The 23,292-nt window shown below is 49.7% G+C and carries 23 protein-coding genes and 5 pseudogenes; 14 read left to right on the plus strand and 14 right to left on the minus strand.

The annotated features are described in order from the left end of the window. Positions 1 to 33 precede the first annotated feature (33 nt). The 5 genes from manX to mntP all read left to right on the plus strand — a co-directional run bounded on the left by manX (position 34) and on the right by mntP (position 4,240). The gene (gene manX, locus C1P89_RS08555; protein ID WP_000150543.1) at positions 34 to 1,005 is read left to right on the plus strand and encodes a PTS mannose transporter subunit IIAB; all 972 of its coding nucleotides are present in this window, start codon (positions 34 to 36) and stop codon (positions 1,003 to 1,005) included. A gap of 62 nt (positions 1,006 to 1,067) precedes the next feature. After that, on the plus strand, positions 1,068 to 1,868 hold the full coding sequence (gene manY, locus C1P89_RS08560; protein ID WP_000406926.1) for a PTS mannose transporter subunit IIC: 801 nt from the start codon (positions 1,068 to 1,070) through the stop codon (positions 1,866 to 1,868). Positions 1,869 to 1,880: 12 nt separating this feature from the next. Then, positions 1,881 to 2,732, plus strand: a complete 852-nt coding sequence (gene manZ, locus C1P89_RS08565; protein ID WP_000228655.1) for a PTS mannose transporter subunit IID — start codon at positions 1,881 to 1,883, stop codon at positions 2,730 to 2,732. Positions 2,733 to 2,786: 54 nt separating this feature from the next. After that, a complete protein-coding gene (locus tag C1P89_RS08570) occupies positions 2,787 to 3,245 on the plus strand; it encodes a DUF986 family protein (RefSeq protein WP_000156255.1) in 459 nt (152 codons plus the stop codon). A 428-nt stretch (positions 3,246 to 3,673) separates the two neighbouring features. Further along, positions 3,674 to 4,240: a manganese efflux pump MntP gene (gene mntP, locus C1P89_RS08575; RefSeq protein WP_001296134.1), complete on the plus strand. Its 567-nt coding sequence runs from the start codon at positions 3,674 to 3,676 to the stop codon at positions 4,238 to 4,240. Here mntP and rlmA read toward each other — a convergent pair. From rlmA to mgrB, 5 genes are all read right to left on the minus strand, one after another. Further along, the gene (gene rlmA / locus C1P89_RS08580; protein ID WP_000010143.1) at positions 4,237 to 5,046 is read right to left on the minus strand and encodes a 23S rRNA (guanine(745)-N(1))-methyltransferase; all 810 of its coding nucleotides are present in this window, start codon (positions 5,044 to 5,046) and stop codon (positions 4,237 to 4,239) included. The two genes, mntP and rlmA, sit on opposite strands and share 4 nt — an antisense overlap. Before the next feature lie 165 nt (positions 5,047 to 5,211). Continuing rightward, on the minus strand, positions 5,212 to 5,421 hold the full coding sequence (gene cspE / locus C1P89_RS08585; protein ID WP_001062678.1) for a transcription antiterminator/RNA stability regulator CspE: 210 nt from the start codon (positions 5,419 to 5,421) through the stop codon (positions 5,212 to 5,214). A 12-nt stretch (positions 5,422 to 5,433) separates the two neighbouring features. Continuing rightward, entirely contained in the window at positions 5,434 to 5,577 is a 144-nt protein-coding gene (locus C1P89_RS08590) for a DUF2627 domain-containing protein (RefSeq protein WP_001295496.1), read from the minus strand. Between the two features lie 669 nt (positions 5,578 to 6,246). Then, positions 6,247 to 6,534 (minus strand): YebO family protein, encoded by a 288-nt coding sequence (locus C1P89_RS08595; protein ID WP_001006860.1) that lies wholly within the window; start codon positions 6,532 to 6,534, stop codon positions 6,247 to 6,249. 74 nt (positions 6,535 to 6,608) lie between these two features. Next, positions 6,609 to 6,752, minus strand: a complete 144-nt coding sequence (mgrB, locus tag C1P89_RS08600) for a PhoP/PhoQ regulatory lipoprotein MgrB (RefSeq protein WP_000714550.1) — start codon at positions 6,750 to 6,752, stop codon at positions 6,609 to 6,611. 158 nt (positions 6,753 to 6,910) lie between these two features. Here mgrB and C1P89_RS08605 point away from each other — a divergent pair, with 158 nt between their 5' ends. Beyond that, positions 6,911 to 7,150, plus strand: coding sequence for a YobH family protein (locus C1P89_RS08605; protein WP_001211011.1), 240 nt, complete (start codon positions 6,911 to 6,913; stop codon positions 7,148 to 7,150). Between the two features lie 142 nt (positions 7,151 to 7,292). On the opposite strand, the gene kdgR is transcribed toward C1P89_RS08605, so the two are convergent. After that, entirely contained in the window at positions 7,293 to 8,084 is a 792-nt protein-coding gene (kdgR, locus tag C1P89_RS08610; RefSeq protein ID WP_001262174.1) for a DNA-binding transcriptional regulator KdgR, read from the minus strand. A 176-nt stretch (positions 8,085 to 8,260) separates the two neighbouring features. On the opposite strand from kdgR, the pseudogene C1P89_RS08615 reads away from it, so the two are divergent. Beyond that, positions 8,261 to 9,324: pseudogene (locus C1P89_RS08615) on the plus strand (MFS transporter). A gap of 45 nt (positions 9,325 to 9,369) precedes the next feature. Here the strand turns inward: C1P89_RS08615 and htpX are convergent. The 4 genes from htpX to msrC all read right to left on the minus strand — a co-directional run bounded on the left by htpX (position 9,370) and on the right by msrC (position 13,803). After that, the gene (gene htpX / locus C1P89_RS08620; protein ID WP_000984517.1) at positions 9,370 to 10,251 is read right to left on the minus strand and encodes a protease HtpX; all 882 of its coding nucleotides are present in this window, start codon (positions 10,249 to 10,251) and stop codon (positions 9,370 to 9,372) included. 191 nt (positions 10,252 to 10,442) lie between these two features. After that, complete coding sequence (prc, locus tag C1P89_RS08625; protein ID WP_011310196.1) at positions 10,443 to 12,491, minus strand: carboxy terminal-processing peptidase; 2,049 nt, start codon at positions 12,489 to 12,491, stop codon at positions 10,443 to 10,445. Positions 12,492 to 12,510: 19 nt separating this feature from the next. Then, positions 12,511 to 13,209 carry an RNA chaperone ProQ gene (gene proQ, locus C1P89_RS08630; RefSeq protein WP_000431370.1) on the minus strand — a complete coding sequence of 233 codons (699 nt, stop codon included), beginning with the start codon at positions 13,207 to 13,209 and terminating at the stop codon, positions 12,511 to 12,513. Positions 13,210 to 13,305: 96 nt separating this feature from the next. Continuing rightward, positions 13,306 to 13,803: an L-methionine (R)-S-oxide reductase gene (gene msrC, locus C1P89_RS08635; RefSeq protein ID WP_001043882.1), complete on the minus strand. Its 498-nt coding sequence runs from the start codon at positions 13,801 to 13,803 to the stop codon at positions 13,306 to 13,308. Positions 13,804 to 13,932: 129 nt separating this feature from the next. On the opposite strand from msrC, the gene yebS reads away from it, so the two are divergent. The 4 genes and pseudogenes from yebS to C1P89_RS25900 all read left to right on the plus strand — a co-directional run. Beyond that, positions 13,933 to 15,216 carry a membrane integrity lipid transport subunit YebS gene (yebS, locus tag C1P89_RS08640; protein WP_001207284.1) on the plus strand — a complete coding sequence of 428 codons (1,284 nt, stop codon included), beginning with the start codon at positions 13,933 to 13,935 and terminating at the stop codon, positions 15,214 to 15,216. Further along, entirely contained in the window at positions 15,185 to 17,818 is a 2,634-nt protein-coding gene (gene yebT, locus C1P89_RS08645) for a lipid-binding membrane homeostasis protein YebT (RefSeq protein WP_005138565.1), read from the plus strand. The genes yebS and yebT overlap by 32 nt, the downstream gene beginning before the upstream one ends. A gap of 80 nt (positions 17,819 to 17,898) precedes the next feature. Continuing rightward, complete coding sequence (rsmF, locus tag C1P89_RS08650) at positions 17,899 to 19,338, plus strand: 16S rRNA (cytosine(1407)-C(5))-methyltransferase RsmF (protein ID WP_005138560.1); 1,440 nt, start codon at positions 17,899 to 17,901, stop codon at positions 19,336 to 19,338. Between the two features lie 117 nt (positions 19,339 to 19,455). Further along, positions 19,456 to 19,539: pseudogene (locus C1P89_RS25900) on the plus strand (DUF1480 family protein); the annotation flags it as partial. Between the two features lie 16 nt (positions 19,540 to 19,555). Here the strand turns inward: C1P89_RS25900 and C1P89_RS08655 are convergent. Then, a protein-coding gene (locus C1P89_RS08655) for an IS1-like element IS1A family transposase (RefSeq protein WP_094096600.1) occupies positions 19,556 to 20,253 on the minus strand; the annotation gives its coding sequence in 2 pieces (ribosomal slippage) (positions 19,556 to 20,004 and positions 20,004 to 20,253; 699 coding nt in all). 57 nt (positions 20,254 to 20,310) lie between these two features. Between C1P89_RS08655 and C1P89_RS08660 the strand changes: the two are divergent. Together C1P89_RS08660 and C1P89_RS08665 are read left to right on the plus strand one after the other, a co-directional pair. Continuing rightward, positions 20,311 to 20,469, plus strand: a pseudogene (locus tag C1P89_RS08660) (DUF1480 family protein); the annotation flags it as partial. Between the two features lie 104 nt (positions 20,470 to 20,573). Then, entirely contained in the window at positions 20,574 to 20,765 is a 192-nt protein-coding gene (locus C1P89_RS08665; protein WP_001296140.1) for a YdfD/YebW family protein, read from the plus strand. On the opposite strand, the pseudogene C1P89_RS08670 reads toward C1P89_RS08665, so the two are convergent. The 3 genes and pseudogenes from C1P89_RS08670 to C1P89_RS08680 form a co-directional block, all read right to left on the minus strand. Then, positions 20,766 to 20,966: pseudogene (locus C1P89_RS08670) on the minus strand (serine/threonine-protein phosphatase); the annotation flags it as partial. It abuts the gene before it with no gap. 41 nt (positions 20,967 to 21,007) lie between these two features. Next, a protein-coding gene (locus tag C1P89_RS08675; protein ID WP_094096605.1) for an IS3-like element IS600 family transposase occupies positions 21,008 to 22,164 on the minus strand; the annotation gives its coding sequence in 2 pieces (ribosomal slippage) (positions 21,008 to 21,915 and positions 21,915 to 22,164; 1,158 coding nt in all). Positions 22,165 to 22,221: 57 nt separating this feature from the next. Then, positions 22,222 to 22,527: pseudogene (locus tag C1P89_RS08680) on the minus strand (metallophosphoesterase family protein); the annotation flags it as partial. 54 nt (positions 22,528 to 22,581) lie between these two features. Here C1P89_RS08680 and C1P89_RS08685 point away from each other — a divergent pair. Next, positions 22,582 to 23,279, plus strand: a protein-coding gene (locus C1P89_RS08685) for an IS1-like element IS1A family transposase (RefSeq protein ID WP_094096600.1) whose coding sequence is annotated in 2 segments (ribosomal slippage) — positions 22,582 to 22,831 and positions 22,831 to 23,279 — 699 coding nt in all. Because the reading frame shifts where the segments join, the coding sequence is not laid out codon by codon here. Positions 23,280 to 23,292 lie beyond the last annotated feature (13 nt).

The raw sequence follows: 23,292 nt of genomic DNA on the forward strand, positions 1-23,292 counted from the left end.
TTGAGGTGTTAACGATAATAAAGGAGGTAGCAAGTGACCATTGCTATTGTTATAGGCACACATGGTTGGGCTGCAGAGCAGTTGCTTAAAACGGCAGAAATGCTGTTAGGCGAGCAGGAAAACGTCGGCTGGATCGATTTCGTTCCAGGTGAAAATGCCGAAACGCTGATTGAAAAGTACAACGCTCAGTTGGCAAAACTCGACACCACTAAAGGCGTGCTGTTTCTCGTTGATACATGGGGAGGCAGCCCGTTCAATGCTGCCAGCCGCATTGTCGTCGACAAAGAGCATTATGAAGTCATTGCAGGCGTTAACATTCCAATGCTCGTGGAAACGTTAATGGCTCGTGATGATGACCCAAGCTTTGATGAACTGGTTGCGCTGGCAGTAGAAACAGGCCGTGAAGGCGTGAAAGCACTGAAAGCCAAACCGGTTGAAAAAGCCGCGCCAGCACCCGCTGCCGCAGCACCAAAAGCGGCTCCAACTCCGGCAAAACCAATGGGGCCAAACGACTACATGGTTATTGGCCTTGCGCGTATCGACGACCGTCTGATTCACGGTCAGGTCGCCACCCGCTGGACCAAAGAAACCAATGTCTCCCGTATTATTGTTGTTAGTGATGAAGTGGCTGCGGATACCGTTCGTAAGACACTGCTCACCCAGGTTGCACCTCCGGGCGTAACAGCACACGTAGTTGATGTTGCCAAAATGATTCGCGTCTACAACAACCCGAAATATGCTGGCGAACGCGTAATGCTGTTATTTACCAACCCAACAGATGTAGAGCGTCTCGTTGAAGGCGGCGTGAAAATCACCTCTGTTAACGTCGGTGGTATGGCATTCCGTCAGGGTAAAACCCAGGTGAATAACGCGGTTTCGGTTGATGAAAAAGATATTGAGGCGTTCAAGAAACTGAATGCGCGCGGTATTGAGCTGGAAGTCCGTAAGGTTTCCACCGATCCGAAACTGAAAATGATGGATCTGATCAGCAAAATCGATAAGTAACGTATTGTGTTGATTATCACTCAGTTTTCACACTTAAGTCTTACGTAAACAGGAGAAGTACAATGGAGATTACCACTCTTCAAATTGTGCTGGTATTTATCGTAGCCTGTATCGCAGGTATGGGATCAATCCTCGATGAATTTCAGTTTCACCGTCCGCTAATCGCGTGTACCCTGGTGGGTATCGTTCTTGGGGATATGAAAACCGGTATTATTATCGGTGGTACGCTGGAAATGATCGCGCTGGGCTGGATGAACATCGGTGCTGCAGTTGCGCCTGACGCCGCTCTGGCTTCTATCATTTCTACCATTCTGGTTATCGCAGGTCATCAGAGCATTGGTGCAGGTATCGCACTGGCAATCCCTCTGGCCGCTGCGGGCCAGGTACTGACCATCATCGTTCGTACTATTACCGTTGCTTTCCAGCACGCTGCGGATAAGGCTGCTGATAACGGCAACCTGACAGCGATTTCCTGGATCCACGTTTCTTCTCTGTTCCTGCAAGCAATGCGTGTGGCTATTCCGGCCGTCATCGTTGCGCTGTCTGTTGGTACCAGCGAAGTACAGAACATGCTGAATGCGATTCCGGAAGTGGTGACCAATGGTCTGAATATCGCCGGTGGCATGATCGTGGTGGTTGGTTATGCGATGGTTATCAACATGATGCGTGCTGGCTACCTGATGCCGTTCTTCTACCTCGGCTTCGTAACCGCAGCATTCACCAACTTTAACCTGGTTGCTCTGGGTGTGATTGGTACTGTTATGGCAGTGCTCTACATCCAACTTAGCCCGAAATACAACCGCGTAGCCGGTGCGCCTGCTCAGGCAGCTGGTAACAACGATCTCGATAACGAACTGGACTAACAGGTGAGCGAAATGGTTGATACAACTCAAACTACCACCGAGAAAAAACTCACTCAAAGTGATATTCGTGGCGTCTTCCTGCGTTCTAACCTCTTCCAGGGTTCATGGAACTTCGAACGTATGCAGGCACTGGGTTTCTGCTTCTCTATGGTACCGGCAATTCGTCGCCTCTACCCTGAGAACAACGAAGCTCGTAAACAAGCTATTCGCCGTCACCTGGAGTTCTTTAACACCCAGCCGTTCGTGGCTGCGCCGATTCTCGGCGTAACCCTGGCGCTGGAAGAACAGCGTGCTAATGGCGCAGAGATCGACGACGGTGCTATCAACGGTATCAAAGTCGGTTTGATGGGGCCGCTGGCTGGTGTAGGCGACCCGATCTTCTGGGGAACCGTACGTCCGGTATTTGCAGCACTGGGTGCCGGTATCGCGATGAGCGGCAGCCTGTTAGGTCCGCTGCTGTTCTTCATCCTGTTTAACCTGGTGCGTCTGGCAACCCGTTACTACGGCGTAGCGTATGGTTACTCCAAAGGTATCGATATCGTTAAAGATATGGGTGGTGGCTTCCTGCAAAAACTGACGGAAGGGGCGTCTATCCTCGGCCTGTTTGTCATGGGGGCATTGGTTAACAAGTGGACACATGTCAACATCCCGCTGGTTGTCTCTCGCATTACTGACCAGACGGGCAAAGAACACGTTACTACTGTCCAGACTATTCTGGACCAGTTAATGCCAGGCCTGGTACCACTGCTGCTGACCTTTGCTTGTATGTGGCTACTGCGCAAAAAAGTTAACCCGCTGTGGATCATCGTTGGCTTCTTCGTCATCGGTATCGCTGGTTACGCTTGCGGCCTGCTGGGACTGTAAGACTGTTGTACACTACCGGGGCCTTTTGGCCCCGTTTTTTTATCTGGAGGATTAATGACAATCACGGACCTGGTACTGATTCTTTTCATCGCCGCACTCCTGGCCTTCGCGATCTACGATCAGTTCATCATGCCCCGCCGTAACGGCCCCACCCTGCTGGCAATTCCTTTGCTCCGGCGTGGTCGCATCGATAGCGTTATCTTCGTCGGATTGATTGTCATTCTTATCTATAACAACGTCACGAATCATGGTGCGTTAATAACGACATGGTTATTAAGCGCACTGGCTCTGATGGGTTTTTATATATTCTGGATCCGCGTTCCGAAGATCATCTTTAAACAAAAAGGTTTTTTCTTCGCCAATGTCTGGATTGAATATAGCCGAATCAAAGCGATGAACTTGTCGGAAGATGGCGTGTTGGTGATGCAATTAGAACAGCGTCGGCTGTTAATCCGCGTTCGAAATATCGACGATCTGGAAAAAATTTATAAGCTTCTCGTTTCAACTCAATAAGTTATGAATTTAGCCAAAGCTATGTTTAGTGTATTTTTAATAATCAGACATAGCTTAGGCTATATTACCTCTTCCCTTATTTGTTATTTATTTTAACGTTTCATTGATATATAAATCCAAATGAAAATCGTTATCAATAAAGCAATGAAATAATATATTCCAACAGTTGTTTTATATTCTCAAAATATGTTAAGGTTGCGCCCTCATTTGGGGAGTAGCCGATTTCCAGATTCCGGAAATGTACGTGTCAACATACTCGTTGCAAAACGTGGCACGTACGGACTGAATACTTTCAGTCAGGCGAGACCATATGCACATCAATCGCTATGCCTGCATGAACGCGAAAACCATCACGGCTTGTTGTTCATGTATGCATGTTTGCTGGGGGCGATGATGTGTTTTATGGATACCCCGGTCAGGACATTGTCATGAATATCACTGCTACTGTTCTTCTTGCGTTTGGTATGTCGATGGATGCATTTGCTGCATCAATCGGTAAAGGTGCCACCCTCCATAAACCGAAATTTTCTGAAGCATTGCGAACCGGCCTTATTTTTGGTGCCGTCGAAACCCTGACGCCGCTGATCGGCTGGGGAATGGGCATGTTAGCCAGCCGGTTTGTCCTTGAATGGAACCACTGGATTGCGTTTGTGCTGCTGATATTCCTCGGCGGGCGAATGATTATTGAGGGTTTTCGTGGCGCAGATGATGAAGATGAAGAGCCGCGCCGTCGACACGGTTTCTGGCTACTGGTAACCACCGCGATTGCCACCAGCCTGGATGCCATGGCTGTGGGTGTTGGTCTTGCTTTCCTGCAGGTCAACATTATCGCGACCGCATTGGCCATTGGTTGTGCAACCTTGATTATGTCAACATTAGGGATGATGGTTGGTCGCTTTATCGGCTCAATTATTGGGAAAAAAGCGGAAATTCTCGGCGGGCTGGTACTGATCGGCATCGGCGTCCAGATCCTCTGGACGCACTTCCACGGTTAATAAGAACGCTGCCAGAGGTGAATATTAAAGTCCGTCTGGCAGTCGAACACTTCTTTTGCTGCCAGTGTTTGCCAGACTTCTGGCTTCGCACGCCAGGTAAACGGCGTCATCTGCAATAATGCGACGGCTTCATCACCGCGAAGACGCATCGGATAACACAACTCCGCACTCTGCTGTAATGTAAAACCTTCCAGTTGTTCTGCATGAGGTGCATGAAGATGTACTTCATTGTAAATCAGCCCCTTCAGCTCCATCAAATGTCGCGGTCCCGGCGTGGCAGTAATGACCCAGCCGCCGGGCTTCACTACTCGTGCTAATTCTTCTGCTTTACACGGCGCGTAAATACGTATTATGGCGTCCATACTGGTATCGGAAAACGGCAAACGGTGGCTGGAAGCGACACAAAAAGTGACCTGCGGATAGCGTTTCGCCGCCGCTTTTATCGCTACCTTCGAAACATCCAGACCAAACGTGGTGATTTCGGGCAACGCATCGGCAAATGCGTGTGTGTAATACCCTTCACCACAGCCAATATCCAGCACCGCCGTGGCCTTATCATCAAGCCGTTCCCTCAGTTGGGCGACAATTGCATCACGCAGCGGCTGATAATGTCCGGCATCTAAGAATGCGCGGCGTGCTTGCATCATTTCCGCGCTGTCGCCCGGATCACGAGACCGTTTATGCTGAACGGACAGCAGATTGACATACCCTTCTTTCGCCATATCAAACTGATGTCGCTGGGGACAGATATAGCTGTTTTTTTCACGCGAAAGAGGCTGATGGCAAAGTGGACAGGAAAAAGACATGACAACTCCGGCAGGATACTAAAGGCCGCAAGTGTAACGCGAATCACGCGGCGGGCAAATATCCGAACGCCAGGAGCGAAGATAAAGCATAGTAAAAAGCCTCGCATTCGACGAGGCTTTATAGCGAGATTGAAGCGTATTCACACTTCAGATCAGTGGATTCGATCAGATAGCTGTTACGTTAACAGCTGCCGGACCTTTCTGGCCGTCCTGAATTTCGAACTCAACGTTCTGACCTTCAGCCAGAGTTTTGAAGCCATTACCCTGGATAGCGGAGAAGTGTACGAACACGTCTTTGCTGCCATCAGCCGGAGTAATGAAGCCAAAACCTTTAGACTCGTTGAACCACTTAACCTGACCTTTAATCTTTGCCATTTGAAAAATTCCTTAGATTGTTTTCTTCGCCCGCAGGCATAACATAGATAAAACTGACACATTACTGCATGAGGCACCAATATAAGGCTCGGCAGAGAAGCGGTATTCAACGTCAACGTGTTTACTCAGGACTTCTTTACTGAAAATGCCACACATAAACAGAACTGTACCTCGTTTAACCCGAAATCTGTTATCACATACAACGTTAATTATGGCAAGCCATTTTTAAACATGTCTCGATCAGACGCACAAATCTCGATACGTCTTCCACTTTTTTTGCACACTTATGCAACGGAATACGCGCCGATATATCATTGTGCTTAACCTTGCCAGTTCAGGCAGATACTTAAACTGGCGTATTTTCTAACATAGTTCAATAAGTTCAGTTGTTCCAGGCCAGTGGGAGAAGTTATTACATAGTGCGTGCAATATCACATTTTTTGCTATGCAATGAATAAAAAGTTATATCACTTTTTCTCATAAAACAGTCGGTTAACGGCTATCAATTACCCTAAAGAGAAGTCAATCCCCAAAGGGATTGAAAATTTAAAATAAGAAAAATTGATGAATGAGCAAAAAAATCAAGAGAGAAACGTTTCGCTAATAAATAATACCACGCTTAATCACAAATCCGATGTAAACATCCTAATAAATTAATGAGGAAAATATCTTTTTCTGATATCCCGTTACGCAAATAAATAATATGATAATTATTTGAAGTCAGACCAGAGTTTTAATTTGAAGCAGTTGCACCATGACAGTGCGTATAATCAGGATGAATTGAGTAACCCTTCAACGACGGGGTTACTCAAGATTGAGGAAGGATTATCGTTCGGCGACCAGGCGAATAATATCTTCGTCATCAACCGATTTTTGACTCTCAATGGTCTTTTTATCTGCTTTCTCTGGTTCGTTTGCTTCGCACAAACGACGTAACAGTGCATTTTGACGTTTTTGCTGATCCAGCAACGCCTCAAGCAGTTCAATCTGTTCGTTAGTCCGTGAACTGGCACGATTGATAAAAAACCACAAGATGAGCCCGATAAGAAGAACCACCACCGATACAACCAAAGACGCAATGTTCATCACGCCTGAATTTACAACTTCGTTCATTTCACCACCTCTGAGTAGAGGCGCTATTCTACCACTGCTGGAGAGGAAGAAAATCTAGTGCTGAAAAAATGATATCACCACGGGATAAACTGGTTAATGGCACAAATTCCGCTGAAAAATTGTACATCCTGATCGCACATCATGTTGAATACCTGCGCCCAAAGCAGCAAGCAAGCCAACACCACGACAACCAGAACGACCCATCGAAACTTTTTCACTCCAATCTCCGCTTCACCTACCTTATGTCATTAAACTAGCATGCGTTAGTTAAACAGCGCCTAACTATGTCGATATTCGTGCTTTTTCGGAATGAGTAGCTTGCTTCAGCGCATATTGCCGCTACGATTAAGCGAACATAAAAAGAGAAGAGGTTGTAATGCGATTCATCATTCGCACAGTTATGCTGATAGCACTGGTATGGATAGGATTATTACTCAGCGGATATGGCGTTTTGATTGGAAGCAAAGAGAATGCCGCAGGATTAGGTTTGCAATGTACCTATCTGACTGCCAGAGGCACCAGCACGGTACAATACTTGCACACTAAAAGTGGTTTCTTGGGGATAACAGATTGCCCACTGTTACGTAAAAGCAATATCGTGGTCGATAATGGTTAAGGGTAATAAACAACCAGATTCTCACTCATGAGTAAAATATTCTTATAGCAAGCGCGTTTAATATAACGCACCTTCAACTTTATTTTTCTCATGCTAAATAAAGAACCTGTCTGTTTGATATTCCGACAGGTTCTTACTCTCATCAGAACGGATAGTCGTGATAACCCATTTGGGCAGAAATTTTGCGCGCTGCGGTATGCAACATTGCGACATATTCCTGTAAACGCTCTTCAGAGAAACGCAACGTCGGGAAGGAGATGCTCAAACCGGCAATGACCACGCCAAAGCGATCAAATACCGGTACCGCAATGCATCGCAGCCCTTCTTCCTGCTCTTCGTTATCTTCGCCATACCCCTGCTCGCGCACCTGGTCCAGAACGGGTAATAACGCTTCTGTACTGGTGATGGTCCGCTCGGTACTGCGTTTATACTCCACGCCCTCAAGAATTTGCTTCACTTCATCGAGATCGCGCCATGCCAGCAGTACCTTACCAATCGCGGTGCTGTACAGCGGATTACGACGCCCAATCCGTGAATACATGCGCAAATTGTACATAGAGTCAATTTTGTGAATGTAAACAATACTGTCTTCGTCCAGTGCGCCGAGGTGGATAGTTTCTTTGGTCAGGCGGGAGATCTCACGCATCTGGATATCTGCGCTACGAATTAAATCGACGTTTTGTAACGCGCGAGCGCCCAGTTCAAACAATTTCAGGGTCAGGGAATATTTCTCCGACTCCCCTTCCTGCGCCACATAACCTAAGGTTTTCATGGTCTGTAAAAAGCGATAAACGGTGCTTTTTGACATCATGACGCGCTGCGACAGCTCGGTTATCCCTATTTCGCGCTCTTCACCCAGCGCCTGCAAAATGCCAAAAACTTTTAGCACGGAAGATACAGAATCAGGCTGTTTATCCAGATCTGCGTTAGCCATTTATCACCTCATTGCGAGTGTTTTATAAAAATCAGAACTGTTTTTTATTATAATTTCGCACCAGGGTGGTCGCAATCCATCTTTTGCCGGTTAGTTACAATTCTGCGACATCCACCGTGAATATCAGTGCTAGAATCATACCCCTGTTGATTATTCACCAAAGATATAAAATTCCTATGCCAAAAGTTCAGGCCGACGGCCTGCCATTGCCCCAGCGATACGGTGCGATATTAACCATTGTGATTGGCATTTCGATGGCTGTCCTTGACGGCGCAATCGCCAACGTCGCCCTGCCAACAATCGCCATATTGTTGCCGTCTCTTCTGCTGCCGGGCCGACAATTGCTGCAGCAATCCTCTCCATCGCATCCTGGAAATGGTTATTTTTAATCAACGTACCGTTAGGTATTATCGCCCTGCTTCTGGCGATGCGTTTTCTGCCACCCAATGGTTCTCGCGCCAGTAAACCCCGTTTCGACCTGCCCAGCGCCGTGATGAACGCGTTAACCTTCGGCCTGCTTATCACTGCGTTGAGTGGTTTCGCTCAGGGGCAATCGCTGACGTTAATTGCTGCGGAACTGGTGGTAATGGTTGTTGTTGGTATTTTCTTTATTCGCCGCCAGCTTTCTCTTCCCGTACCGCTGCTACCGGTGGATTTACTGCGTATCCCGCTGTTTTCACTTTCTATTTGCACATCTGTTTGCTCTTTCTGCGCACAAATGCTGGCAATGGTTTCCCTGCCCTTTTACCTGCAAACCGTGCTCGGGCGTAGTGAAGTCGAAACAGGTTTACTTCTGACACCGTGGCCGTTAGCAACGATGGTGATGGCTCCGTTGGCAGGCTATTTGATTGAACGCGTACATGCAGGATTGCTGGGTGCTCTAGGGTTGTTCATCATGGCTGCGGGGCTTTTTCCCCTGGTTCTGCTGCCCGCGTCACCTGCGGATATCAATATTATCTGGCCGATGATCTTATGTGGCGCTGGATTTGGCTTGTTCCAGTCACCCAATAACCACACCATTATTACCTCCGCTCCTCGCGAACGTAGCGGTGGAGCCAGTGGCATGTTAGGAACGGCTCGTCTACTGGGTCAGAGTAGCGGCGCGGCACTGGTGGCGCTGATGCTAAATCAGTTCGGTGATAATGGTACGCACGTTTCGCTGATGGCTGCGGCTATTCTGGCAGTGATTGCTGCCTGTGTCAGTGGTTTACGTATCACTCAGCCACGATCCAGGGCATAAAAAAAGCGCGTCGATCAGGACGCGCTTTTTAGTATTTACTTCATATTACTTCAGGTATTCACCCGTACGCAGAGCTTCAATTCGTTTATCCAGCGGCGGGTGAGTCATGAACAACTCACTGAGCGATTTCGACTTACCGTTAATGCAGAAAGCCATCATGCTGGTTGCTTCTTGCGGTTCATAGCTGGTTTTCAGGCGCTGCAGCGCGGCAATCATTTTCTCGCGACCAACCAGTTTTGCCGAACCGGCATCAGCATGGAATTCACGATGACGCGAGAACCACATGGTGATAATGCTCGCCAGAATACCAAACACCAGTTCCAGAACCGTTGCAACCGCAAAGTAGATCAGCGGGTTGCCGTTGCTCTCTTCACCTTCATCACGATTTCCGCCCATAAAACCCGCGGCAAGCTGCGCCAGAATACGGGAAATAAAGATAACGAAGGTGTTCACCACGCCCTGAATCAGCGTCATGGTGACCATATCACCATTGGCGATGTGGCTGATTTCGTGAGCAATTACCGCCTCGGCTTCATCCGGGCTCATGTTCTGCAGCAAACCGGTGCTGACAGCAACCAGAGAGGCATCACGGCGCGCACCGGTTGCAAAAGCGTTGATGTCCGGCGCATGGTAGATAGCCACTTGCGGCATAGCGATCCCTGCCTGACGAGCCTGGGTTGCTACAGTATTGACCAGCCAACGTTCCCTTTCGTTACGCGGTTGCTCGATCACTTCCCCGCCAACAGATCGTAATGCCATCCATTTGGACATCAGAAGCGAAACGAAGGAACCACCAAAACCGAACAGCAAGGCCATGATCATCAGCCCCTGAACGCTGCTCGACTGTATCCCTGTCAGGCTCAGTACCAGCCCGAAAACGACCATTACGGCCAGGTTCGTTAGCAGGAAGAGCGCGATTCGCATCATAATTTTCTTTTTACCTCAGTTTAACAAAACGCAATATGCGATACCCACATCGTATGGGTTACGCGACTATTTTCAAGTCTGGATAGTGCGTAAGTCACCAGAAAGACACAACTTTACATTTTGTAGCATCTGATTTACGGCATCTTGCCGCTGTTAAAAAATCAGGCACAATTTCTTGTGCCTGATTGATATTACTTGACGGGAGCGGGTTGTTCCGCGGGTCTGGCTTTTTCAAGCTTCGCCAGATCGAGTGCGATATTCACCGTCTCATCCAGATAAGGATCCGGCTCCTGGTAATCTTTCGGTAGATCATCCAGCTTCTTCAACTCCGGTTTACCTTCGCGTTTAAAGCGTTCGTTCAAACGCGCCAGACGCGTCGCATCATCTTCATTATTCTCTTTCTCACGCACAGCGTAGTTCAGAGAAACGATATTGCGCTTGTCCCTCATAGCGTTGAAGCGCGCGATATCCTTCATGATGTTCTGGAACTCAGGATCTTTCGCGATACGCGCATTATGTTCCTTCAGCAGCTCCGGCCCAAAGGCCGTTAAATCGCCTGATTTCACATAAGTCGCGGCATCAATGCTATCCCACGGCAGCGCGTTATCTTCGAATTTCTCACCCGTTTCCGTTTCTTCATTACCCGTCGGCATGATGATGTCTGGCGTTACGCCTTTACGTTGCGTACTGCCGCCGTTAACGCGATAGAATTTCTGGATCGTGTACTGCACAGAACCCAGCGCTGGCCATTCAGGACGTAACATCTGATCGTAAATACGGTTCAATGAACGGTATTGCTGAACGGTGCCTTTACCAAACGTCGGTTCACCCACAACCAGCGCACGACCGTAATCCTGCATTGCCGCGGCAAAGATTTCTGAAGCCGAAGCACTGAAACGGTCAACCAGTACCACCAGCGGGCCTTTATAGAACACCTGCCCGTCGGTATCGCTGTCTTCACGAACCTTGCCGTTGTTATCGCGGACCTGAACAATGGGACCCGCAGGAATAAACAGACCTGAGAGCGATACCGCTTCGGTCAACGCCCCACCGCCATTGCTACGCAGGTCGATGATCACACTGCTGACATTCTGTTTTTCCAGTTTCTGCAGTTGAACTTTGACATCGTCTGTCAAACCCACATAGAAGCCCGGAATATCCAGCACGCCGACTTTCTCTTTACCGACGGTCTTCACCGACATTTTAACCGCGCGGTCTTCGAGACGAATACGTTCACGGGTCAATGTTACAGTGCGGGTCTTGGTCCCTTTACCAGCAGGTAAAATTTCCAGACGAACTTTACTGCCCTTCGGCCCTTTAATTAAGGCAACCACATCATCAAGACGCCAGCCAATCACGTCAACCATCGGCTTGCCTGTTTGACCAACACCGACAATTTTGTCACCAACGCTGATAGCTTTACTCTTCGCTGCCGGACCACCTGCCACCATCGAATTGATAACGGTGTAGTCATCATCCATTTGCAGCACTGCGCCAATACCTTCCAGCGACAAACTCATTTCAGTGTTGAACTGTTCGGTATTACGCGGGGAAAGATAGTTGGTATGCGGGTCGATTTCACGCGCAAACGCCGTCATTGCCAGCGAGAAAACATCTTCGCTGTTGGTTTGCGCCAGACGACGAATGGCAAATTTGTAGCGGCGTGTCAGGGTTTCACGAATTTCTTTATCCGTTTTTCCTGCCAGCTTCAGGCTTAACTCGTCGAATTTGACTTTACTGTCCCACAGCGCGTTCAACTCAGCCTCGTTTTTCGGCCAGGGCGCTTTGCTGCGGTCAAGGTTATAAGTGTCGTTGCCGGTGAAATCCATCGGCTTTTCCAGTACCGACAAAGCGTACTGGTAACGCTCAAAACGGCGCTTTTGCGCCAGATTGTAGAGATCGTAGAAAACGTCGAGTTTGCCTGAACGCAGTTCATCGCCTAACTCGGTTTTCTTTTTCGCGAACTGTTCAACATCGCTTGCCAGCAGCACGTTGTGGCTGTAATCGAGCAGATTCAGGTAGCGGTCAAAGATTTTGGCCGAAAATGCCTGATCGAGGTCGAACTGGCGATAATGAGAACGGGTGAAGCGCGACGTTACGCGCTCACTTACCGTCGCATGCTGCGTCTCTTCCTTTAATACCGGAATTTGATCAGCACGCGTGATATCTTCTACAGCGAAGGTCTGGCCTGCTATTGCAAGCAGGCCAGCTAACGCGGTAAGCCTAAAAAACATGTTCATGCCTGGCCCGGCCTCCGTTTCAGAACACCAGGTGTTCTGCGCGCACAATCAAAGACATACCCGAATTCAGCTGGACGCGGACGCCATCTTTGGTGATTTCTAATACGGTGGCATCCATCGCGTTTTGACCCGCTTTCACCTTCAGGGCTTGTCCGACAGTCAGAGCTGAAATGTCAGAAACCGGGGTGTGCTGTTCTTCGCGAGGTGCTTTTACTGTTTTTGGCGCTTTCTCTACCGGCTTTTGCGCACGAGGTTTACGTTCAGCGCCTTCTTTGCGGCGTGGCGTGGTCGGACGTGGCTTGCGTTCGCGGCGCGGTGCGTCTTCTTTCTCACCAGCAGCTGCGGCAGCTTCGCGTTTTTTCGCTTGCTGTTCAGCACGCTGTGCCTGAACACGCGCTTTCGCTTCTTCAAGCTGCTTGCGAGCATGCTCTACATGTTGCTCGTCCAGCTCACCGCATGGGTTGCCGTCAAGATCGACACGCGTTGCGCCGGGTTTAACACCGTAAAGATAACGCCAGCTCGAAGTGTAGAGACGTAAAGCGGATCGTAATTGCGTTTTGCTCAGGTTCATTTCCCCGGCAACACGATCGACCAAATCCTGAAAAATACCGATTTTCAGCGGACGCGCTTCACCTTCCGCACTGAAACAGTGGGGAAAACGTTCGGCCAGAAACGCGATTACTTCTTTACTGCTATTCAACTTAGGTTGATTTTCCATGAAATTTCCTGATTACAACGGACGTAGCCAACAAGCGCAGGCATGAACAGGCGTCATTATAATGACGCTACCAGTAAATGCTACGTTATCCGTTGATTATCCTGCGACGCTCGCAAAGAATTTTTTGTAATCCGTCGTTGCAAGCACTTTTTCAAGCTGTGCCACAAGCTGACGTAAGCCTTGCTCGTCCTCGTCTGTAAAGCGACCGAAGACGGTACTATCGATGTCAAGAACACCAATAATCTGATTTTTCACCACCAGCGGCAGAACAATTTCAGAATTACTCGCCGCATCACAGGCAATATGCCCGTCAAACGCGTGAACATCCTCGATACGCTGCACTTGATTGCGGGCAACCGCAGTGCCGCACACCCCGCGCCCGACGGGTATCCGGACACAGGCAATTTTGCCCTGAAATGGTCCGAGTACCAGTGTATCGTCCTCAAGCAAATAAAAACCTGCCCAGTTTACGTCAGTGAGACGCTCGTATAACAACGCACTGGTGTTCGCAAGCGTTGCCAGAAAACTGGTTTCTCCCGCCATCAGCGCGTTAAAGTCGCGATTTAAATCCGCGTAAAATTCTGTTTTGTTCATTATATAATCACTTGTTTGTCTTACCTGGAACTGCCAGCCTATTAAAATAAGCATTAAATGCGTTAATGCTCAAGATCATTCCCATCATGGGTTAAGATTAATGTTAATTCTTATTACATTTGGCACGTCATGGCTCTTAACACACCACAAATTACGCCGACAAAAAAGATAACAGTGAGGGCAATCGGCGAGGAACTGCCGCGTGGTGATTACCAACGTTGCCCGCAATGTGACATGCTGTTTAGCCTGCCCGAGATAAATTCTCATCAGAGTGCCTATTGTCCGCGCTGTCAGGCAAAAATTCGCGACGGGCGCGACTGGTCGCTAACGCGCCTGGCGGCAATGGCTTTCACCATGCTGTTGCTGATGCCGTTTGCCTGGGGCGAACCGCTGTTGCATATCTGGCTGTTAGGTATTCGTATCGACGCCAACGTCATGCAAGGCATCTGGCAAATGACCAAACAGGGCGATACGATAACGGGGGCGATGGTCTTTTTCTGCGTTATTGGTGCCCCCCTCATTCTGGTGTCCTCCATAGCATATTTATGGTTTGGTAACCGACTGGGAATGAATTTACGTCCGGTACTGCTGATGCTTGAGCGTCTTAAAGAGTGGGTAATGCTGGATATCTACCTGGTCGGCATTGGCGTTGCTTCTATAAAGGTACAGGATTATGCCCATATCCAGGCGGGTGTCGGCTTGTTCTCTTTTGTGGCGTTGGTGATTTTAACGACGGTGACGTTGTCACATCTTAATGTTGAGGAGCTGTGGGAGCGATATTATCCGCAGCGCCCCGCTACGCGTAGGGACGAGAAACTTCGTGTCTGTCTTGGGTGCCATTTTACCGGCTATCCTGATCAGCGTGGTCGCTGCCCGCGTTGCCATATCCCGCTACGCCTGCGTCGTCGTCATAGTTTGCAAAAATGCTGGGCGGCGCTGTTAGCGTCAATCGTTTTGTTGTTACCAGCCAACCTATTGCCTATTTCTATCATTTATCTGAATGGTGGCCGGCAGGAAGATACGATTCTTTCCGGGATTATGTCGCTGGCAAGTAGCAACATTGCGGTCGCCGGAATCGTGTTTATCGCCAGTATTCTGGTACCGTTTACTAAAGTGATCGTCATGTTCACTTTACTGTTGAGCATTCATTTTAAATGCCAGCAAGGTTTACGCACACGCATTCTGTTACTGCGGATGGTGACCTGGATTGGACGCTGGTCGATGCTCGACCTGTTTGTCATATCTTTAACCATGTCGCTGATTAATCGCGATCAGATCCTCGCTTTTACTATGGGACCGGCTGCGTTTTATTTTGGCGCAGCCGTAATTTTGACTATTCTTGCTGTGGAATGGCTGGACAGCCGCTTACTTTGGGATGCACATGAGTCAGGAAACGCCCGCTTCGACGACTGAAGCGCAGATTAAAAATAAACGCCGTATCTCACCTTTCTGGCTGCTGCCTTTCATCGCGCTAATGATTGCCGGTTGGCTGATTTGGGACAGTTATCAGGACCGGGGTAATACCGTCACCATCGACTTTATGTCGGCGGATGGTATTGTCCCGGGCCGTACGCCTGTTCGTTATCAGGGCGTTGAAGTCGGAACAGTGCAGGATATCAGCCTCAGCGACGATCTTCGTAAGATTGAAGTCAAGGTCAGCATCAAGTCCGATATGAAAGATGCGCTGCGCGAAGAGACTCAGTTCTGGCTGGTGACGCCAAAAGCATCGTTGGCAGGTGTCTCCGGGCTGGACGCCCTCGTCGGTGGTAACTATATCGGCATGATGCCAGGTAAAGGTAAAGAGCAGGATCACTTTGTCGCACTCGATACCCAACCGAAATATCGACTGGACAATGGCGATCTGATGATCCACCTGCAAGCCCCCGATCTCGGTTCGCTGAACAGCGGTTCATTGGTCTATTTCCGCAAGATCCCTGTGGGAAAAGTCTACGACTATGCCATCAATCCCAACAAGCAAGGCGTGGTGATTGATGTCCTGATCGAGCGGCGTTTTACCGACCTGGTGAAAAAAGGTAGCCGTTTCTGGAACGTTTCCGGCGTTGATGCCAACGTCAGTATCAGTGGCGCGAAGGTGAAACTGGAAAGTCTGGCGGCACTGGTTAACGGTGCGATTGCCTTCGATTCACCTGAAGAGTCGAAACCTGCCGAGGCGGAAGATACCTTTGGTCTGTATGAAGACCTCGCCCATAGCCAGCGTGGCGTAATAATCAAACTGGAACTGCCGAGTGGGGCCGGATTAACCGCCGACTCGACGCCATTAATGTATCAGGGACTGGAAGTCGGACAGCTAACTAAACTGGATTTAAATCCTGGTGGTAAAGTCACTGGGGAAATGACAGTTAATCCCAGCGTCGTTACCCTGCTTCGTGAAAATACCCGCATCGAATTACTTAATCCGAAATTATCCCTTAGCGATGCCAATCTCAGCGCCCTGCTGACTGGCAAAACCTTCGAGTTGGTACCCGGCGATGGCGAGCCACGCAAAGAGTTCGTTGTTGTGCCAGGCGAAAAAGCACTGCTGCATGAACCTGATGTTCTGACGCTGACCCTGACCGCGCCGGAAAGTTACGGTATTGATGCTGGTCAGCCGCTCATTCTTCACGGCGTGCAGGTAGGCCAGGTTATTGATCGTAAACTCACCAGCAAAGGCGTTACCTTTACCGTCGCCATCGAGCCTCAGCATCGCGAACTGGTAAAAGGCGATAGCAAATTTGTCGTCAACAGCCGTGTCGACGTGAAGGTGGGGCTGGATGGCGTTGAGTTTCTTGGTGCCAGCGCCTCAGAATGGATTAACGGCGGGATACGTATTCTGCCAGGCGATAAAGGTGAGATGAAAGCCAGCTATCCACTGTATGCCAATCTGGAAAAAGCGCTGGAGAACAGCCTTAGCGATTTACCCACCACAACCGTGAGTTTGAGTGCAGAGACGCTGCCGGATGTGCAGGCAGGCTCGGTAGTGCTGTACCGTAAATTTGAAGTTGGTGAAGTGATTACCGTGCGTCCGCGAGCTAACGCGTTTGATATCGATCTGCATATTAAGCCGGAGTATCGCAACCTTCTGACCAGCAATAGCGTGTTCTGGGCAGAAGGCGGGGCGAAAGTTCAGCTGAATGGTAGTGGCCTGACCGTACAGGCATCCCCGCTCTCCAGAGCATTAAAGGGAGCCATTAGCTTCGATAACCTCAGCGGTGCCAGCGCCAGTCAGCGTAAAGGCGACAAACGAATTCTGTATGCTTCCGAAACAGCGGCCCGTGCGGTTGGTGGGCAGATTACGCTTCACGCTTTCGATGCCGGAAAACTGGCGGTCGGGATGCCAATTCGCTATCTCGGTATTGATATCGGGCAAATCCAGACGCTGGATCTGATTACCGCGCGCAATGAAGTACAGGCAAAGGCGGTGCTCTATCCGGAGTATGTCCAGACCTTCGCCCGCGGCGGTACGCGCTTCTCGGTGGTCACACCGCAAATTTCAGCCGCGGGCGTTGAGCATCTAGATACTATCCTCCAGCCGTATATCAATGTCGAACCAGGTCGGGGTAATCCTCGCCGTGACTTTGAGTTGCAAGAAGCTACTATTACTGATTCGCGTTACCTGGATGGCTTAAGCATTATTGTCGAAGCACCGGAAGCCGGTTCGTTAGGTATTGGTACGCCTGTGCTGTTCCGTGGTCTGGAAGTAGGTACGGTTACCGGAATGACGCTGGGGACATTGTCAGATCGCGTGATGATTGCGATGCGCATCAGTAAACGCTATCAACACCTGGTGCGTAACAATTCCGTCTTCTGGTTGGCATCGGGTTACAGTCTGGACTTTGGTCTGACGGGCGGCGTAGTGAAAACCGGCACCTTTAACCAGTTTATCCGTGGCGGCATCGCCTTCGCCACGCCTCCGGGTACGCCACTGGCACCGAAAGCCCAGGAAGGCAAGCACTTCCTGTTGCAGGAAAGTGAACCGAAAGAGTGGCGTGAATGGGGTACTGCGCTTCCCAAATAATGCCCACTGCTCCGGCGTGCCTGCGCCGGAGCGTTTATGCTAAACTGCGCGCCTGTTTTTTTTGCCAGTGGTATATGCTCGTGGCCCAACACACCGTTTATTTCCCGGACGCCTTTCTGACGCAAATGCGCGAAGCGATGCCTTCGACGCTCTCTTTTGATGATTTTCTTGCCGCCTGTCAGCGCCCGTTGCGCCGCAGCATTCGCGTTAATACGCTGAAAATCTCCGTTGCTGATTTCCTGCAATTAACCGCTCCTTATGGCTGGACGCTTACGCCAATTCCGTGGTGTGAAGAAGGTTTCTGGATTGAACGCGACAATGAAGATGCATTGCCATTGGGTAGTACCGCCGAGCATTTAAGTGGCCTGTTTTATATTCAGGAAGCCAGTTCAATGTTGCCCGTCGCCGCCTTGTTTGCTGACGGTAATGCACCACAGCGGGTGATGGATGTCGCTGCCGCGCCTGGCTCCAAAACGACGCAAATTTCCGCGCGGATGAATAACGAAGGGGCAATTCTTGCCAATGAGTTTTCCGCCAGTCGGGTAAAAGTGTTACATGCCAATATCAGCCGCTGTGGTATCAGTAATGTTGCGCTCACACATTTTGATGGCCGCGTGTTTGGTGCGGCAGTGCCAGAAATGTTTGATGCCATTTTGCTGGACGCTCCCTGCTCCGGCGAAGGCGTGGTGCGTAAAGATCCCGATGCGCTAAAAAACTGGTCACCAGAAAGCAATCAGGAAATCGCAGCTACCCAACGGGAACTGATCGACAGCGCCTTTCATGCATTACGCCCTGGCGGTACGCTGGTTTACTCGACCTGTACCTTAAACCAGGAAGAAAACGAAGCCGTTTGCCTGTGGCTGAAAGAGACTTACCCCGACGCAGTAGAGTTTTTACCGCTTGGTGATCTCTTCCCTGGTGCAAACAAGGCGCTGACCGAGGAAGGCTTTTTGCATGTTTTCCCACAAATTTACGACTGCGAAGGCTTCTTCGTTGCTCGTCTGCGTAAAACTCAGGCGATTCCCGCCTTACCCGCCCCCAAATACAAAGTCGGTAATTTTCCGTTCAGCCCAGTGAAAGATCGCGAAGCTGGACAAATTCGTCAGGCGGCTGCAGGTGTTGGCTTAAACTGGGATGAAAACCTGCGCCTCTGGCAGCGTGACAAAGAACTGTGGTTGTTCCCGGTGGGCATTGAAGCCCTGATCGGTAAAGTCCGATTTTCTCGCTTGGGGATTAAACTTGCCGAAACGCACAACAAAGGTTATCGCTGGCAGCATGAAGCAGTTATTGCCCTTGCCACCCCCGACAATGTGAACGCTTTTGAACTGACACCGCAGGAAGCGGAGGAGTGGTATCGCGGGCGCGATGTTTACCCGCAAGCCGCGCCAGTGGCGGATGACGTGTTGGTTACTTTCCAGCATCAACCGATTGGTTTAGCCAAACGGATTGGTTCGCGATTGAAAAACAGCTATCCGCGTGAACTGGTGCGCGATGGGAAACTTTTTACCGGTAACGCCTGACAGCGCACAAAAAAAGCGCACTTTTTGACTGGCACATTCGGCTGCCTCAACTAGGCTGAAAAATGGTGCGATCGGACTGGTCGTACCACAACCGGCAGCTAAATGGAGAGCACGAAGATGAAAACCAGTGTGCGCATAGGCGCTTTTGAAATCGACGACGGCGAATTACACGGTGAATCGCCGGGTGATCGAACGTTAACCAGGTAATGACTCCAACTTATTGATAGTGTTTTATGTTCAGATAATGCCCGATGACTTTGTCATGCAGCTCCACCGATTTTGAGAACGACAGCGACTTCCGTCCCAGCCGTGCCAGGTGCTGCCTCAGATTCAGGTTATGCCGCTCAATTCGCTGCGTATATCGCTTGCTGATTACGTGCAGCTTTCCCTTCAGGCGGGATTCATACAGCGGCCAGCCATCCGTCATCCATATCACCACGTCAAAGGGTGACAGCAGGCTCATAAGACGCCCCAGCGTCGCCATAGTGCGTTCACCGAATACGTGCGCAACAACCGTCTTCCGGAGACTGTCATACGCGTAAAACAGCCAGCGCTGGCGCGATTTAGCCCCGACATAGCCCCACTGTTCGTCCATTTCCGCGCAGACGATGACGTCACTGCCCGGCTGTATGCGCGAGGTTACCGACTGCGGCCTGAGTTTTTTAAGTGACGTAAAATCGTGTTGAGGCCAACGCCCATAATGCGTGCAGTTGCCCGGCATCCAACGCCATTCATGGCCATATCAATGATTTTCTGGTGCGTACCGGGTTGAGAAGCGGTGTAAGTGAACTGCAGTTGCCATGTTTTACGGCAGTGAGAGCAGAGATAGCGCTGATGTCCGGCAGTGCTTTTGCCGTTACGCACCACCCCGTCAGTAGCAGAACAGGAGGGACAGCTGATAGAAACAGAAGCCACTGGAGCACCTCAAAAACACCATCATACACTAAATCAGTAAGTTGGCAGCATCACCCGTTAACCATTCCTTGTAAATCTGACCCCGATTTATGTATGCAACTCGATGCCTGGGATGCTGAAACCAGTATCCCTGCCCTGCTAAATGGCGAACACTCTGTCCTTTACCGTACCCGTTACGATCAACAATCTGATGCCTGGATTATGCGTCTTGCCTGATCCAAAAAGAACCCGTCGGGATGGCGGGTTATTTGTCCTGGTTATTCCCCCGTTGTAAAATCTCTCCTAAACTTAACGGTACGGCACCACACTTCGGGGATGAAATGTTCGCGCTGGTACTTTTTGTTTGCTACCTGGATGGCGGTTGTGAAGATATTGTTGTGGATGTCTACAACACGGAACAGCAGTGTCTTTATTCTATGAGCGATCAACGGATCCGCCATGGCGGTTGTTTTCCGATTGAGGATTTTATAGATGGTTTCTGGCGACCTGCACAGGAGTACGGTGATTTTTAATTATTGCAATTGCACAAGAGTCAGTTCGCCCCCAAAGACAGCACCGGTATCAATATAATGCAGGTTGCCAATATCCACGCGATGTCGCAACGGTGTATGACCAAACCAGAAATGATCAGCACCTGTAATTCCCTGCCCTTTTTGGCGTTCACCTAATCGCGAGCGGCTCCACAAGACCTGATGCAAATCAACGTCCTTTTGAGGTGTACTGGCAATAGCGGACACTACCATTTGTTCTTTTTTTAAGCAGCCATCTGATGATATTTTTCCCTGAAGGCTGCCGGGGAGATATTCCCCAGACGAGAGTGACGACGCTGACGATTGTAGAAAATCTCAATGTATTCCCGTATTACTGAGATGGCTTCATCCCGGTTATTAAAACGATAGTGGCTCAGGCTCTCATTTTTCAGCGTTCCCCAGAAGCTTTCCATCGGAGCGTTGTCGTAACAGTTACCTTTACGCGACATTGATGTTTTCAGACCAGACTGCTCCTGTATGACCCGGTAATCGTATGCGCAGTACTGTGAACCTCGATCAGAGTGGTGGATTAGCCCGGCAGGTGGGCGCTGGCTCCTGAGCGCCATAAACAGGGCTTTACCTGTCAGCTCTTTTGTCATGCGCTCTCCCATGGCGTAGCCGACAATTTCGCACGTATAAACATCTTTGATGCCAGCGAGGTACAACCATCCCTCCTGTGTGGCAACATACGTCAGGTCCGCCACCCAGACCTGATTTGGTGCTGTAGGAGTGAACGTCTGGTTCAGCAGATTTGGCGCAACTGGCAGATTGTGGTTCGAGTTCGTAGTCGCTCTGAACTTGCGTTTCTGCTTACAGCGTAGCCTTAGCTCCTTACGAAGACGTGCCAGTCGGTCACGACCAACGATGATGCCATTCTCTGCCAGCTCCGTCTGGAGCCGCCGGGTTCCATATGTTTCGCGAGTGCGGATATGTGCCACCTTAATCTCCAGTTTTAGCCGCTCATCACTTTGTTTTCTGTCTGAGGGTTCATGCTGTACCCAGTTGTAATAACCGCTCCTGGATACACCAAATACCTGACACATCGCTTCAATGGGAAATTGTTGTCGCCATTGTTCGATTAACGCGTATTTTTCAGCGACTCCTGTGCAAAATACGCTGTTGCTTTTTTTAATATATCTCGCTCAAGGCGAGCTTCATTTAACGCCTTACGCAGTTGCAGAATTTCAGATTCCAGTTCAGCCACCGTGCGGGAACCAGGAGTACCGAGCCCTTTTCTGGCGGCGGTAACCCATTGTCCTAAAGTGCCTTCAGGAAGAGATAATCGGGAAGCGCCTTCACTGATCGAAAGTTGATTTTCAAGAACCGTTCTGACAGCTTCGGCTTTGAACTCTTTAGAGTAACGTTGGGTTTTTCTGCTCATTATTAGCTCCTTCTGATGCCATTCTATTTCAGGAAGGAGTGTCCGTTAAACTCAGGCTACCTCATTTTGCCATTCATAAACATCATCTGGATAATCGGCATGAGCAATAACATGTTTGCCGGTACGACTGTGTACTTCAAGAATAAAGGGCAAATGCTGACATTTTTCCAGCGCCGTTTTCGCTTGTTTCTGTTGATTATCTGCCAGCGCAATAAACCAGTCGCCGCCATTCATCAACCACAAAGACATCTGCTGGGATGCCAGCGCATCCATCGCCATCTGTTCATGATTGCCTCTTACCGCACAAACCCAATGTTGTTCCAGTAACTGCAGACAACGTAAACTTTGCGGCCCACGATCGAGGTGATGCTGCCAACTTACTGATTTAGTGTATGATGGTGTTTTTGAGGTGCTCCAGTGGCTTCTGTTTCTATCAGCTGTCCCTCCTGTTCAGCTACTGACGGGGTGGTGCGTAACGGCAAAAGCACTGCCGGACATCAGCGCTATCTCTGCTCTCACTGCCGTAAAACATGGCAACTGCAGTTCACTTACACCGCTTCTCAACCCGGTACGCACCAGAAAATCATTGATATGGCCATGAATGGCGTTGGATGCCGGGCAACTGCACGCATTATGGGCGTTGGCCTCAACACGATTTTACGTCACTTAAAAAACTCAGGCCGCAGTCGGTAACCTCGCGCATACAGCCGGGCAGTGACGTCATCGTCTGCGCGGAAATGGACGAACAGTGGGGCTATGTCGGGGCTAAATCGCGCCAGCGCTGGCTGTTTTACGCGTATGACAGTCTCCGGAAGACGGTTGTTGCGCACGTATTCGGTGAACGCACTATGGCGACGCTGGGGCGTCTTATGAGCCTGCTGTCACCCTTTGACGTGGTGATATGGATGACGGATGGCTGGCCGCTGTATGAATCCCGCCTGAAGGGAAAGCTGCACGTAATCAGCAAGCGATATACGCAGCGAATTGAGCGGCATAACCTGAATTTGAGGCAGCACCTGGCACGGCTGGGACGGAAGTCGCTGTCGTTCTCAAAATCGGTGGAGCTGCATGACAAAGTCATCGGGCATTATCTGAACATAAAACACTATCAATAAGTTGGAGTCATTA

This window comes from Shigella sonnei (assembly GCF_002950395.1).
GTDB lineage: Bacteria > Pseudomonadota > Gammaproteobacteria > Enterobacterales > Enterobacteriaceae > ECMA0423.

Bases quoted from the DNA above. Each gene is read 5' to 3' on its own strand.
- manY (WP_000406926.1), top strand. From the start codon at position 1,068: ATGGAGATTACCACTCTTCAAATTGTGCTGGTATTTATCGTAGCCTGT.
- manZ (WP_000228655.1), top strand. From the start codon at position 1,881: ATGGTTGATACAACTCAAACTACCACCGAGAAAAAACTCACTCAAAGT.
- C1P89_RS08570 (WP_000156255.1), top strand. From the start codon at position 2,787: ATGACAATCACGGACCTGGTACTGATTCTTTTCATCGCCGCACTCCTG.
- mntP (WP_001296134.1), top strand. From the start codon at position 3,674: ATGAATATCACTGCTACTGTTCTTCTTGCGTTTGGTATGTCGATGGAT.
- rlmA (WP_000010143.1), bottom strand. From the start codon at position 5,046: ATGTCTTTTTCCTGTCCACTTTGCCATCAGCCTCTTTCGCGTGAAAAA.
- cspE (WP_001062678.1), bottom strand. From the start codon at position 5,421: ATGGCAAAGATTAAAGGTCAGGTTAAGTGGTTCAACGAGTCTAAAGGT.
- C1P89_RS08590 (WP_001295496.1), bottom strand. From the start codon at position 5,577: ATGTGTGGCATTTTCAGTAAAGAAGTCCTGAGTAAACACGTTGACGTT.
- C1P89_RS08595 (WP_001006860.1), bottom strand. From the start codon at position 6,534: ATGAACGAAGTTGTAAATTCAGGCGTGATGAACATTGCGTCTTTGGTT.
- C1P89_RS08605 (WP_001211011.1), top strand. From the start codon at position 6,911: ATGCGATTCATCATTCGCACAGTTATGCTGATAGCACTGGTATGGATA.
- kdgR (WP_001262174.1), bottom strand. From the start codon at position 8,084: ATGGCTAACGCAGATCTGGATAAACAGCCTGATTCTGTATCTTCCGTG.
- htpX (WP_000984517.1), bottom strand. From the start codon at position 10,251: ATGATGCGAATCGCGCTCTTCCTGCTAACGAACCTGGCCGTAATGGTC.
- prc (WP_011310196.1), bottom strand. From the start codon at position 12,491: ATGAACATGTTTTTTAGGCTTACCGCGTTAGCTGGCCTGCTTGCAATA.
- proQ (WP_000431370.1), bottom strand. From the start codon at position 13,209: ATGGAAAATCAACCTAAGTTGAATAGCAGTAAAGAAGTAATCGCGTTT.
- msrC (WP_001043882.1), bottom strand. From the start codon at position 13,803: ATGAACAAAACAGAATTTTACGCGGATTTAAATCGCGACTTTAACGCG.
- yebS (WP_001207284.1), top strand. From the start codon at position 13,933: ATGGCTCTTAACACACCACAAATTACGCCGACAAAAAAGATAACAGTG.
- yebT (WP_005138565.1), top strand. From the start codon at position 15,185: ATGAGTCAGGAAACGCCCGCTTCGACGACTGAAGCGCAGATTAAAAAT.
- C1P89_RS08665 (WP_001296140.1), top strand. From the start codon at position 20,574: ATGTTCGCGCTGGTACTTTTTGTTTGCTACCTGGATGGCGGTTGTGAA.